This window comes from Oligella sp. HMSC09E12 (genome assembly GCF_001808505.1).
Classification (GTDB): Bacteria; Pseudomonadota; Gammaproteobacteria; order Burkholderiales; family Burkholderiaceae_B; genus Oligella; species Oligella urethralis.
Map to the genome: position 1 here is coordinate 1 of NZ_KV793587.1, position 12,075 is coordinate 12,075.

Consider the following 12,075-nt stretch of genomic DNA (forward strand, 5'->3'; position numbering starts at 1 on the left):
GTAGATGCGGTAAACACGGTTATGATTCCAAACAACGCCTTGGACATTTCTAAGATAAAAAAAGCATAGTTTAAAGCCCCAACGCTTATTGGCTTGGGTAAGTTTAATCAAGCAATCGGCAATCTGCTCGTCCTCAGCCTTTCCTTTACTTTGATAGTAATAACTTGATGTGCTAATACCCACCGTTCGGCAAGCTAACCTGACAGCAAAGCCTTGACGTGATACAAGTGTTCTTGCCATCGCTTTTCGTAGCGATGGCTTTACCACTTTCCCTCAAGTAGCTCCTTTCTCGCCTCGAAAACTAACCGCTCCTCAGCGTAAAGCTTCTTAGGCTTCGCATTCTCTTCCTGTAGGCGTTTTAGCTCATTGAGCATTGACGAGTCCATGCCGGCATATTTGCTACGCCATTTGTAAAAAGCAGATTGGCTCATGCCGTGCTCACGACACAAATCAGCAACGCTCACGCCGCTCTCATGCTGTTTAAGAATAGATAAGATTTGTCGCTCGGTAAATTGTTTTCTACGCATGAAAAATTCCTTTAAATTTAAATATAACAAATAGTTTAACGAAATTTTCCACTCATCGGTGTTTCGATTTTCGGAGAGTATTACCCTTTTGAGGTCACGGAAAAAGAACGACAGTTTATGCATTTTGCTCAAACGATGGCAGAGAAAATTAAGGCTCAGCATTATTATTTATCACCCTTGGAAGAAGAGAGGGAGATGAATATTCATCAGACGATTCGTTTGATAGGCTTACTCAATGCCACTGTTCAAACAAATAAGGTGCATTGGCAATTGAGTGTGCAAACGCACAAGTGGGCAGGAATTGAGTAATGCCGAGGGTGTGTTTACATAGTAAAAGGCTATCTGGGGTGTTTAATTGTGCTTGTTCGTTGTTTTTATTGTCAGAAATGTCTTTTTAAATTGCTTTAGCCGAGCGGATGTTGCTAAAATGTCTCATCAACCGAGTGCTTGGGAATTTTAAAAAGAATCAATCCAAGTGACAGCGATACCTTAGACTGAGTTTTTGTCCCCCGTTATTTAAATTCATGGATCTACCAGAGCTTGGGCGAGTCGTAGAGGCGGTTTTGTTATGCGCCGATGAGCCGATGAGTACTAATCAAATTACCAAGTTATTTGCCGAACACGAGGAAGTTGATCGGGCGATGGTGTTGCAAGCCATTGAGCAATTGCAATTGGCTTGGGTGGATAGGGGCTTGGCATTGGTTGAGGTGGCTGAGGGGTGGCGTTTTCAGAGCCGACCGGCCATGCAAAAGTACTTCGAATTAATTAATCCGGAGCGACCGCCGCGATATTCTCGGGCTGTGATGGAGACATTAGCAATTATCGCTTGGTGTTATCCCGTGACCCGGGGAGATATTGAAAGTATTCGTGGTGTTACCGTATCCTCGCAGATCATTAAAACCTTAGAGGATCGAGGGTGGATCGAGGTCGTAGGCTATCGAGATGGTCCGGGGCGCCCTTCATTGCTCGGCATTACTGAGCAGTTTTGGAGCGATTTGGGTTTGCAATCACGTGCTGATTTGCCACCGTTAGAGTCCTTTCATGACGCTTTGGTCGCAGATGATGAGTCATACGCTTCTTTGCAGCAGGAAATAGCCCTGGCCCTTGACGAAGCGGGGAAAGCGCCACAACTGTCTAGTTCATCCTCGGACGATGAGGTGGCGATGACGGCAGACAGTGCCAATGAGATAGCGCCTGTCAATGAACAATTAGAAAATCGATCCGAAAGTGATCAATAGGTAGGTTTATTTATAATAATGGATATTGAAACAACTCAAACCTCGGCTACTAAGCCTGTTGAACAGCGTCGTGGACGTAAGTTGAGAACGCCTTTTCGTCGTCGCCGTGCTGATGCCAGTGTTGAAGCTAAAGCCAACCCACAAGCAACTCAGGGTGCCGCAGTAGGTGCTGAGGCAGTCGCTTCCACTAAAAAATCCCGTCCTAGCGGTGCTTCTAGTGCTCGTCGTGAGCGTCAAGTCGAACTGGCAGGTCGACGTACTCGTCGTGTTTCGCCATCAAAAGAGCTGCAAGCAGCGGAGCATACTGCCACGCAATCGATGAGTACGCCTAGCGAGGGATTGCAAGCAAGCGCATCTGCTGGTGGCAAGCGAGTTGCGTCGCAGCAAGGGGCACGGCGCCACACTAAATCCGCAGCGTCTGGTGCGCGTCGTGGTCGTACGCAGGCGCCACGCCAAGCGCAAGATGGTAAGCCAACCAAGCCTCACACAATGCGTCGTCAAGCGCGTCGCTCAAGCTCACCAGAGGCGCTTGAGTTTATCGAAGAGACATTAGATACGGCCTTATTACAAGAAGAGGAGCTTGATTTAGGTCGTTACAATCTAGCGGCCGACAGCGAGCAGCGTGTTGCCAAGTTTTTAAACAACGATCAAATTCGACCTAAATTGCATAAAGTGCTAGCTGATGCAGGTGTAGGTTCCCGTCGCGACATGGAGCAACTAATTATTGCTGGTCGTGTTAGCGTCAATGGAGAGCCTGCGCATGTGGGTCAGCGTGTGGGTCAAGAGGATGTGGTTAAGGTCAATGGTCGTGTGGTGCGACGTCCGCGCGTAGGGCGCCCACCGCGGGTGATTTTATATTACAAGCCAGCCGGTGAAATTGTGACGCACGATGATCCGGAGGGTCGCCCAACGGTATTCTCGCGCTTACCAAATTTAAAAAGTGGCAAATGGTTATCGGTTGGTCGTTTGGATTTAAATACCGAGGGCTTGTTGATATTTACTACTTCCGGTGATTTTGCTAATCGCATGATGCATCCACGCTACGGCTATGAGCGTGAATATGCGGTGCGCATTTTAGGTGAACTCGAAGAGAGTCAACGCGAGCAAATGCTCAAAGGTATTAGCTTAGAAGACGGTCCTGCCAAATTTAACACGGTCGACTTTATTGGTGGAGAGGGCAGTAATCGTTGGTATCGTGTCACCTTATTTGAAGGACGTAATCGAGAGGTGCGGCGGATGTTCGAGAGCTTTGGCCTGACCGTCTCACGTTTGTTGCGTACCCGATTTGGTGATATTAGCTTACCGCGTAATTTGAGTCGTGGTCGTTGGCAGGAACTAGAGGTAGATGTGGTCTTGGCTTTGATGGCTGAGATGGGTATGGTCCTGCCAGAAGCCGAAGGGGCGCCCAAGGGTAGAAATGCTCGCCGGCAATCTATGCGTCAAGCTCGTCAGCAACCACGCCAACCAATCTCTAACGCTAATGCGATGCCGCCGGGATTTGAGGGTGCTCAGCCACCAAGCCGCAGTCGCGCCACCGCAGTGACCGGTGCTTATCAGCGTCGTGCCTTGACGGTTACTGGCTCTGATGCCGCCTCTGCTCGTCATCGTGCGCGTACTGTGACGGCGCCACAAAAGGCGGTGCGCGCTGGTGCGCGGCGTAATGCCCGTCCGGCAGCCGGTGGGCATGAGCCGATCTTAAGCGATGCAGCACTGGATTATGCCTATCAGCGTCGTGCCCCACGGGATGTGAAAATTGAGCATAAAAAGCGTCGCTCAAGCCTGGATTACGATAAACCTAATTAGCCGCCCTCATTCTATAGTGAATTATGGCCTTTGCCACAATAATCTAGCAAGTAATTGATTGTTTTGTTATAATTACTTGCTAACCACTATATTAGCGTTATAGCGAGTAGCCTTTAAAGTCGATCGTTTTGCTGTGACTGTGATTGATTTAGCCGATATCACCGATATCATATGGCAGAGCCTATGGCCCTCGCTGGTGTCTTGAGTTCTATCTCGACATGGGCGATAGCAGTGGCTGATTGTTTATGATGGGCTTTAAGCCCATTTTTTATTTCTGATGTATGAGTGATTTATTTACCCTAACTGAGCAAGCCATTCAGGGGCTTGCCTTAGAGCTTGAGCTTGTTGAGGTGGAGCGTGCGCCGTTAGGTCTGTTACGCGTTACTATTGACAAGCAGGGCGGTGTTACGATTGATGACTGTGAGCAGGTCTCACGTCTTTTGTCGCGGATCTTCGAGGTGGAGGATATCGACTATAAGCGTCTGGAGGTGGGTTCTCCAGGGGTTGATCGTCCTTTACGTACGATAGCAGATTTTAAGCGATTTATTGGGCAGCGGGTCGAGTGTCGTCTGCGCCACGCCATTGATAATCGCAAGGTGTTTACTGGTGTGTTAGAGGCTGGTCCAGCAGAGCTGCCAGAGGATTTAGCGGTCAAAGCAGATGCTGAATCAAATCCTGTTTTTAGTTTGATAATTGAAGACAAAAAAAATACTCAGACTTTGCTTTTTTGTTATAGCGATGTAGAAAAAGCTAAGTTGGATCCTGTACTAGATTTCAGAAAAGGTAAAAAGAAATGAGTCGAGAAATTTTAATCCTTGTGGATTCACTAGCGCGTGAAAAGTCCCTTGATGTCAATGTGGTTTATGAGTCGGTTGAGGCTGCTTTAGCGTCAGCGATGCGTAGACAGCTGGACGAAGAGGGTGCCGATGTGGTGGTTAAAATCGATCGTAGTACCGGTGAGTTCTCAGGCTTTCGCCGTTGGTTAGTGGTGCCTGATGAGGCCGGTTTGCAGGAGCCAGATCGTCAGGAGATTTACTCGGATGCACAAGAGATACAGCCAGGCATTCAGGTGGGTGAGTATATTGTTGAGCCTTTAGGCGCTGCCGAAGTCGGTCGTATCGGTGCGCAAGTTGCTCGTCAGGCGATTATGCAGCGTATCCGTGATGCCGAACGTGAGCAGATTTTAGAGGAGTTCTTACAGCGCGGTGAGGAGATCTTCTCCGGTACAGTGAAGCGCCTTGACCGTGGCGATGTGATTTTAGAAAGTGGTCGTGTGGAGGCGCGTCTACCACGCTCTGAGATGTTGCCTCGCGAAAATTTACGCAATGGCGACCGTGTACGCGCTTATATTACTAGCGTGGATCGTGAGTCACGTAGTCAGCCAATTATTGTTTCGCGTACCGCACCTGAGTTTGTACGTGCGCTATTTGAAAATGAAGTGCCTGAGATTGAGCAGGGTTTATTAGAGATTAAAGCAGTCTCGCGTGAGCCTGGTTTGCGTTCTAAAATTGCGGTGGTAGCTTACGATAAGCGGATTGACCCGATTGGTACTTGCGTCGGTATGCGTGGTTCACGTGTGATGGAAGTGCGTAAGGAAATCGGCGAAGAAATGATTGATATCGTTTTATGGGATGACGAGCCCGCGCAGTTTGTGATTAGCGCATTGGCGCCAGCCATTGTTGAGTCGATTTTAGTTGATGTGGATAGACATTCCATGGATGTGGTGGTTGATGAAGAGAACCTACCAAAGGCGATTGGTACACGTGGTCAAAACGTGCGTCTTGCCTCGGAGTTGACCGGTTGGCAGATTAATATTCTTACCCCAGAACAGAGTCAGCAACGTCAGGAGCAGGAGAATCAGCGTCTTTCTCAGCTTTTTGTTGAGCAATTAGATGTTGATGCCGAAATCGCTGAAATCTTGATTGACGAGGGCTTTAGTAGTCTTGAAGAGGTGGCTTATGTACCAGTCGAAGAGCTATTGTCCATTGATGGTTTTGATGAGGATTTGGTTAATGAGTTACGTAGTCGTGCGCGTAATTCACTCCTAGTACAAGCCATTGAAACTGAGGAAAAGCTAGAAGAAGCGCCGGATCTGCGTGAGTTCGAGGAATTGACTCCGACGCTTATTGCCGAGCTATTTGATCGTGGCATTCGTAGTCGCGATGATTTGGCGGATTTGGCGACCGATGAGTTAGTTGAATACACCGGTTTAGAGCCGGAGGTTGCGGCTGAGTTGATTAGTAAAGCACGAGCCCATTGGTTTGAAGATGGGGCTGAGGATAGTACCTCTAAGTAAGTAGTGCCGTGCCTGATGCATCGGATTGATTAATTTATATAAAATAGTTTGTTGTTGATAAAGAGAGCCGAATGACTAAAATTACTGTTTCACAATTCGCCCGAGATTTAAATATGCCTGCTGACACGTTATTAGAGCAATTACGTTCTGCCGGGGTGGAGCTTAATTCTGTGGATGATATTGTGACGCCAGCGGCCAAGAAAAAATTGTTGGATAAACTGCAATCAAGTCACGGCACTGGTTCAGCAGCAAAGAAAATTACACTTACCCGTCGTAAGACCTCGGAAATCCGTCAGGCCGATGGTAGCCGTGTACAGGTCGAGGTGCGCAAGCGACGTAGTATTTCTTTGGATGCGCAAAAATCCGCGATTGAGCAGCGCAAGGCCGAGGATTTAGCTGCTATGAAGAAGGCAGCTGAAGAGGAAGCGGCTCGGGCGGCTCAAGCAGCCAAGGCTGCCGCAGAGGCTAAATTAGCTGAGGAGAAAGCACAGCAAGAGGCCAAAGCAAGGGCTGAGGCTGAGCGCAAAGCAGCCGCAGAGGCTAAGGCCAAAGCGGAGGAACGTGCGGCTCAGCAACAAGCGCAAGCTACAGAAGCGCAGACTCAAAAATCGGCTGCAGCCGCTAAAAAAGTCGCAGATGAGCAGGCTCGTCAAGAGGCAGCCGAGCAAGCGGCTGAAGAAGCACGCGAAGCAGCGCGCCGCAAAGCCGAGGAAGAGGCTCAAGCCATTAGTGCCATGTTAAATCGACCGCGCAAGGCGATGCGTGCAGAAGCTGCGCCCGAAGAAAAGGTACAAACTAAAAAGGCACCTAAAAAAGAAAGCAAATCTTCCACACCATCACGTCGTGGCGATCGGGCTGACAGTGGCTTTACCGATGGTGCCCGTGGCCGTCGTTCAGCCGTTGCTGAAGAGCGCCGTGGTGGCGGTGCCGCCGCTGCTGAGCAGGAAGACGGTTGGCGCGCCGCCGGTGGTCGTGGGCGTAATCGTAACCGCGGGGGCCGTCAACGTCAACAGCAGCAACCACGTCCTGAGCCAGAGTTTATCTCACGCGAAATTCATGTGCCGGAAACCATTACCGTTGCCGACTTAGCACATAAGATGTCAGTTAAGGCATCCGAAGTAATTAAGCGCATGATGATGTTAGGCCAAATGGTTACCATCAATCAGGTCTTGGATCAGGAAACCGCCATGATTGTGGTGGAGGAATTAGGTCATAAGGCCGTGGTGGCCAAATTGGACGACCCCGAGACCTTTTTGGAAGAGGGTTTTGACTTTAGTGATGTGCCATTGGTGCCGCGCGCTCCCGTGGTGACCGTGATGGGTCACGTGGATCATGGTAAAACCAGCTTGCTTGACTATATTCGTCGCTCAAAAACAGCAGTTGGTGAGGCCGGTGGTATTACGCAGCATATCGGTGCGTATCGCGTTAAGACCGAGGGTGGCTGGATGACGTTCCTCGATACCCCGGGGCATGAGGCCTTTACCGCAATGCGTGCACGTGGTGCCGAAGTAACCGACGTGGTGATTCTGGTGGTTGCCTCAGATGACGGTGTGATGCCGCAAACACGTGAGGCGATCAGTCATGCTAAAGCGGCTAATGTGCCGATGGTTGTTGCTATCAACAAGATTGATAAACCGGAAGCCAATCCTGAGCGTGTGAAGCAGGAGTTGGTTGCTGAGGGTGTGATTCCTGAGGAGTACGGTGGTGATGTGCCCTTTGTGCCGGTGTCTGCTAAAACCGGTCAAGGCATTGATGATTTATTAGAAAACGTCTTACTACAAGCCGAGATATTGGAGTTAAAAGCGCAAGAAGATATTCCTGCTAGCGGTATTGTGATTGAGGCACAATTAGATAGAGGTCGCGGTCCGGTGGCGACAATTTTGGTACAAAACGGTACCTTACGTCGTACCGATGTGGTGTTAGCGGGTGCTAGCTATGGTCGTGTCCGCGCTATGGTGGATGAAAATAACCAGGCGGTCGAAGCAGCGGGTCCTTCCTATCCGGTCGAGATTCAAGGTTTATCCGATGTGCCTAAGGCAGGGGATGAAGTGCAGGTGATTCCTGATGAGCGTAAGGCACGTGAAATTGCCTTATTCCGTCAAGGTAAGTATCGTGATGTGAAATTAGCCCGTCAGCAAGCAGCGAAGCTGGAGTCCATGTTTGATAATATCCAAGAGGGCTTACAGACCTTAGCCTTAATTGTGAAGACGGATGTACAGGGTTCCTTAGAGGCCTTAGTACAGTCATTGCAAAAGCTGTCAACCGATGAGGTGCGGGTAGATGTGGTTTATTCCGGTGTGGGCGGCGTGTCCGAAAGTGATGTGAACTTGGCAACCGCATCGAATGCAGTCATTATCGGCTTTAACGTACGTGCTGATGTACAGGCTCGCCGTGTGGCTGAGTCAAATGGCATTGATATGCACTTCTATAATGTTATTTATGATGCGATCGATGAGGTCAAAGCGGCGATGTCCGGTATGCTTGCGCCAGAGAAGCGTGAGGATGTGATCGGTATGGTCGAGGTACGTGAGGTGTACACCATTTCTCGTATTGGCAAGGTTGCTGGTTGTATGGTGACTGAGGGTGTGGTGCGACGTGATTCCTCCATCCGTCAATTACGTAATAACGTGGTGATTTGGACAGGTGCCTTGGATTCCTTGAAGCGCTTCAAGGACGATGCGCGTGAGGTTCGCTCCGGCTTTGATTGTGGTATCACCTTACGTGGCAATAATGATATTGAGATTGGCGACCAGTTTGAGGTCTTCGAAATCAAAGAGATTGCACGTAGTCTTTAATTAGAGTTTTTTATGAGTAGACATAAGTCTAAGGCCAAGCAAGCCGGCAGTCGCAATACGCGCTTGGCCGAGCAAATTCAAAAGGACTTGGCCGGTTTGATCCAGCGCGAACTGAGTGTGAGCGCCGTGGGTCTGGTTACCTTAAGCCACGTAGAATTAAGCGCTGATTATGCGCATGCCAAAGTATACTTTACGGTCATTGGTCAAGCGCCAGAGGTGTCAGAGCAAGCATTAAATGAAAAGGCGGGTTATTTACACTCTTTATTATTTAAAATGCTGCATATTCATACGGTGCCGACCTTGCGTTTTTTTCATGATGATCATTTATTGCGTGGCATCGAAATGAGTCGCTTAATTGATAAGGCGATGGGCGTTGAGTCATCGGCTGATGATGGTGAATTAGACGCCTTTGACAATACTGAAATCAAGGGGTAGTTCATGGCAAGAAGACGTCGCGGTGAGGATATCACGGGGGTCTTGTTGTTGGATAAAGCCGTTGATTTATCCAGTAATCAGGCATTGCAACGTGCGAGACGGCTGTTTAATGCCAACAAAGCCGGTCATACGGGTACCTTAGATCCCTTTGCAACCGGCTTATTAGTCTGCTGTTTTGGTCGAGCAACTAAAATATCGACCAACATGTTGGCAGCCGATAAAAGCTATCGTGCCACTTTAAGTCTGGGAGCGGAAACCGATTCTGGTGATTTAACTGGTGAGATAGTAGCCCAAGCTGAACTTGCTGGCATTGATTTAACTAAAGACCGAGTATTAGCGGTGCTGCAGCAGTTTATTGGCGAGATTCAACAGATCCCACCGATGCACTCAGCCTTAAAACGGGATGGTAAGCCGCTTTATGAATATGCCAGACAGGGCATTGAGCTTGAGCGTGAGCCACGCCAAGTGACGATTTATAGCATTGATTTAATTGAATTGGCAGGTGCTCAGCTGGTGCTTGATGTTGCTTGCTCCAAGGGGACCTATATCCGCACCTTGGCTCAGGATATTGGCAGAGCACTTGGTTGCTTTGCGTATTTAAAGGCCTTGCGTCGTTTAAGCGTTGGCGATTTTTATTTGGACAATGCCGTCACCCTCGACCAACTACACGCTGAGGTGGAAACTGATCCCGCCACCTTACAACAACATTTAATTCCCTTAGAAAAAGTACCCGCTCGTTGGGTGCCCGAGAAACTTTTAAAATAGGAAATCTTTATGAGCCGAGCGCTTCGTAATATTGCAATTATTGCTCACGTTGACCATGGTAAAACAACAATGGTTGATCAGTTGTTACGCCAATCCGGTACTTTTGAAGCCCATGAGGCGGTTGATGACCGTGTGATGGACTCCGGTGATATTGAAAAAGAGCGTGGTATTACGATCTTATCCAAAAACTGTGCGGTCGAGTATGAGGGTACCCATATTAATATTATTGACACCCCGGGACACGCTGACTTCGGTGGTGAAGTAGAGCGTGTGCTGTCAATGGTGGATGGGGTCTTGTTACTGGTGGATGCGGTTGAAGGACCGATGCCACAAACGCGTTTTGTGACGCAAAAAGCCTTAGCCTTAGGTTTAAAGCCGATTGTGGTTATTAATAAAATCGACCGCCCGGGTGCGCGTCCGGATCATGTGATTGATGTGACCTTTGATCTATTTGATAAGCTAGGTGCGACTGATGAACAGTTGGACTTCCCGATTGTGTACGCTTCAGGCTTATCAGGTTATGCTGGTTTGGAGCCAGATGTACGTGAGGGAACCCTAGCACCACTTTTTGAAACGATTCTTAAGTATGTGCCGGTGCGTGATGAAAAGGCCGATGAGCCCTTACAGTTACAGATTACTTCCTTAGACTATAACAGCTATGTGGGCGTTATCGGCATTGGTCGGGTTAATCGCGGTACTATCAAACCAGGGCAGCGAGTCACGGTAAAATTTGGTCCAGAGGGCAAACAGTTTAATGCCAGCATTAACCAAGTGCTTAAGTTTAAGGGCTTACAGCGTGAGTTGGTTAAAGAGGCTCAGGCTGGTGATATTGTTTTAATTAACGGGATTGAGGATATCGGTATCGGTTGCACCATCTGTGATATTGATCACCCCGAAGCCTTACCCATGCTAAAAATTGATGAGCCTACCTTAACCATGAATTTTATGGTGAACACCTCACCACTGGCGGGTCGTGAAGGTAAGTTTGTCACCAGTCGTCAAATTCGCGAGCGCTTAGAGCGTGAAACTAAGACGAATGTGGCCTTGCGTGTGCGTGATACGGATGATGAAACGGTGTTCGAAGTGGCCGGTCGCGGTGAGTTACATTTAACCATTTTATTAGAAAATATGCGCCGCGAGGGTTATGAGTTGGCGGTTTCTCGTCCGCGTGTGGTATATCGCGAGATTGACGGGGTGCGCTGTGAACCGATGGAGCTGTTAACCATTGACTTGGATGACGATCATCAGGGCGGCATCATGGAGGAGATCGGTCGTCGTCGCGGTGAGTTATTAAATATGGAGTCGGATGGTCGTGGTCGTACCCGTCTCGAATACCGTATCCCCGCACGTGGCCTCATCGGTTTTTCAACGGAGTTCATGTCCTTAACGCATGGGACGGGTTTAATTAGCCATATCTTTGATAGCTATGCACCGGCCAAAGAGGGAATGATTGGTGGTCGTCGTAATGGCGTACTGATTAGTCAGAATCATGGTGAAGCGGTAGCCTATGCGCTCTGGTATTTGCAAGATCGCGGTCGTATGTTCGTATCACCGGGTGAGCCTTTGTATGAGGGCATGATTGTGGGTATTCACAATCGTGATAATGACTTGGTGGTGAACCCCATCCGTACCAAAGCACTCACTAACGTGCGCGCCTCGGGTAATGATGAAGCGATTCGCTTAACGCCTCCAGTGCAATTGACGCTTGAGTATGCAGTCGAGTTTATTAACGATGATGAATTGGTTGAAGTCACACCAAAGAGTATTCGTTTGCGTAAGCGTTATTTATTAGAGCATGAGCGTAAGCGTGCCGCTCGTGAGGAAAATGCATAAATGCGTGTAAGCAAGTCAACAGACTTGTGTTGCTGAACTAAAAGACGACCTCGTAGTAAAATCATGATGGTCGTCTTTTTTATTGTAGTGGCTTGCGATGGCAGTTGTTATTCGTTTTTTATTTTTATTTCTTATCGCCTTTTGGGTTTTGCGATTTTTCAGTCGTAGCGTTGATATTTACTGGCAAAGTACCATTGGTGCTTTTTTTAAATGGCTAGGGATCAATGGCGATCTGATGATGAAAATCATTATTGCCTTGACGATTTTTGTGAGCTTGCTGTTTGCGCTTTATCGGTGGTACTAAGTTGTATCCTTGGCTTTAGTAGCAAGGGCACTTTGTTTGTTTTGTGCTAGGATTTTATTGTTTATTTTGTTTTAAATTT

The 12,075-nt window shown here is 48.4% G+C and carries 11 protein-coding genes and 1 pseudogene; 10 read left to right on the forward strand and 2 right to left on the reverse strand.

Annotated features, from left to right (window positions below):
- A pseudogene (locus tag HMPREF3179_RS06830) lies at nucleotides 1–240 on the reverse strand (IS3 family transposase); the annotation flags it as partial.
- A gap of 20 nt (nucleotides 241–260) precedes the next feature.
- A complete protein-coding gene (locus HMPREF3179_RS12285) occupies nucleotides 261–527 on the reverse strand; it encodes an IS66 family insertion sequence element accessory protein TnpA (protein WP_070470492.1) in 267 nt (88 codons plus the stop codon).
- A gap of 117 nt (nucleotides 528–644) precedes the next feature.
- On the opposite strand from HMPREF3179_RS12285, the gene HMPREF3179_RS06840 reads away from it, so the two are divergent.
- The 10 genes from HMPREF3179_RS06840 to HMPREF3179_RS06885 all read left to right on the forward strand — a co-directional run bounded on the left by HMPREF3179_RS06840 (nucleotide 645) and on the right by HMPREF3179_RS06885 (nucleotide 11,996).
- Complete coding sequence (locus HMPREF3179_RS06840) at nucleotides 645–836, forward strand: hypothetical protein (protein WP_070470276.1); 192 nt, start codon at nucleotides 645–647, stop codon at nucleotides 834–836.
- Nucleotides 837–1,111: 275 nt separating this feature from the next.
- Nucleotides 1,112–1,765: an SMC-Scp complex subunit ScpB gene (gene scpB, locus HMPREF3179_RS06845; protein ID WP_246824406.1), complete on the forward strand. Its 654-nt coding sequence runs from the start codon at nucleotides 1,112–1,114 to the stop codon at nucleotides 1,763–1,765.
- Nucleotides 1,766–1,783: 18 nt separating this feature from the next.
- Nucleotides 1,784–3,568 (forward strand): 23S rRNA pseudouridine(2605) synthase RluB, encoded by a 1,785-nt coding sequence (gene rluB, locus HMPREF3179_RS06850; RefSeq protein ID WP_070470282.1) that lies wholly within the window; start codon nucleotides 1,784–1,786, stop codon nucleotides 3,566–3,568.
- 281 nt (nucleotides 3,569–3,849) lie between these two features.
- Nucleotides 3,850–4,365, forward strand: coding sequence for a ribosome maturation factor RimP (rimP, locus tag HMPREF3179_RS06855; RefSeq protein WP_070470285.1), 516 nt, complete (start codon nucleotides 3,850–3,852; stop codon nucleotides 4,363–4,365).
- Nucleotides 4,362–5,864, forward strand: coding sequence for a transcription termination factor NusA (nusA, locus tag HMPREF3179_RS06860; protein WP_018026277.1), 1,503 nt, complete (start codon nucleotides 4,362–4,364; stop codon nucleotides 5,862–5,864). The genes rimP and nusA overlap by 4 nt, the downstream gene beginning before the upstream one ends.
- Nucleotides 5,865–5,935: 71 nt before the next feature.
- Nucleotides 5,936–8,659 (forward strand): translation initiation factor IF-2, encoded by a 2,724-nt coding sequence (gene infB, locus HMPREF3179_RS06865; protein WP_070470288.1) that lies wholly within the window; start codon nucleotides 5,936–5,938, stop codon nucleotides 8,657–8,659.
- 12 nt (nucleotides 8,660–8,671) lie between these two features.
- Nucleotides 8,672–9,094, forward strand: a complete 423-nt coding sequence (gene rbfA, locus HMPREF3179_RS06870) for a 30S ribosome-binding factor RbfA (RefSeq protein WP_018026279.1) — start codon at nucleotides 8,672–8,674, stop codon at nucleotides 9,092–9,094.
- Between the two features lie 3 nt (nucleotides 9,095–9,097).
- Complete coding sequence (truB, locus tag HMPREF3179_RS06875) at nucleotides 9,098–9,859, forward strand: tRNA pseudouridine(55) synthase TruB (protein WP_070470291.1); 762 nt, start codon at nucleotides 9,098–9,100, stop codon at nucleotides 9,857–9,859.
- A gap of 9 nt (nucleotides 9,860–9,868) precedes the next feature.
- Entirely contained in the window at nucleotides 9,869–11,692 is a 1,824-nt protein-coding gene (gene typA, locus HMPREF3179_RS06880) for a translational GTPase TypA (RefSeq protein ID WP_070470294.1), read from the forward strand.
- A 97-nt stretch (nucleotides 11,693–11,789) separates the two neighbouring features.
- Complete coding sequence (locus HMPREF3179_RS06885) at nucleotides 11,790–11,996, forward strand: hypothetical protein (protein WP_018026282.1); 207 nt, start codon at nucleotides 11,790–11,792, stop codon at nucleotides 11,994–11,996.
- The last annotated feature ends 79 nt before the right edge of the window (nucleotides 11,997–12,075 follow it).

Bases quoted from the DNA above. Each gene is read 5' to 3' on its own strand.
- HMPREF3179_RS12285 (WP_070470492.1), bottom strand. From the start codon at position 527: ATGCGTAGAAAACAATTTACCGAGCGACAAATCTTATCTATTCTTAAA.
- HMPREF3179_RS06840 (WP_070470276.1), top strand. From the start codon at position 645: ATGCATTTTGCTCAAACGATGGCAGAGAAAATTAAGGCTCAGCATTAT.
- scpB (WP_246824406.1), top strand. From the start codon at position 1,112: ATGAGTACTAATCAAATTACCAAGTTATTTGCCGAACACGAGGAAGTT.
- rluB (WP_070470282.1), top strand. From the start codon at position 1,784: ATGGATATTGAAACAACTCAAACCTCGGCTACTAAGCCTGTTGAACAG.
- rimP (WP_070470285.1), top strand. From the start codon at position 3,850: ATGAGTGATTTATTTACCCTAACTGAGCAAGCCATTCAGGGGCTTGCC.
- nusA (WP_018026277.1), top strand. From the start codon at position 4,362: ATGAGTCGAGAAATTTTAATCCTTGTGGATTCACTAGCGCGTGAAAAG.
- infB (WP_070470288.1), top strand. From the start codon at position 5,936: ATGACTAAAATTACTGTTTCACAATTCGCCCGAGATTTAAATATGCCT.
- rbfA (WP_018026279.1), top strand. From the start codon at position 8,672: ATGAGTAGACATAAGTCTAAGGCCAAGCAAGCCGGCAGTCGCAATACG.
- truB (WP_070470291.1), top strand. From the start codon at position 9,098: ATGGCAAGAAGACGTCGCGGTGAGGATATCACGGGGGTCTTGTTGTTG.
- typA (WP_070470294.1), top strand. From the start codon at position 9,869: ATGAGCCGAGCGCTTCGTAATATTGCAATTATTGCTCACGTTGACCAT.
- HMPREF3179_RS06885 (WP_018026282.1), top strand. From the start codon at position 11,790: ATGGCAGTTGTTATTCGTTTTTTATTTTTATTTCTTATCGCCTTTTGG.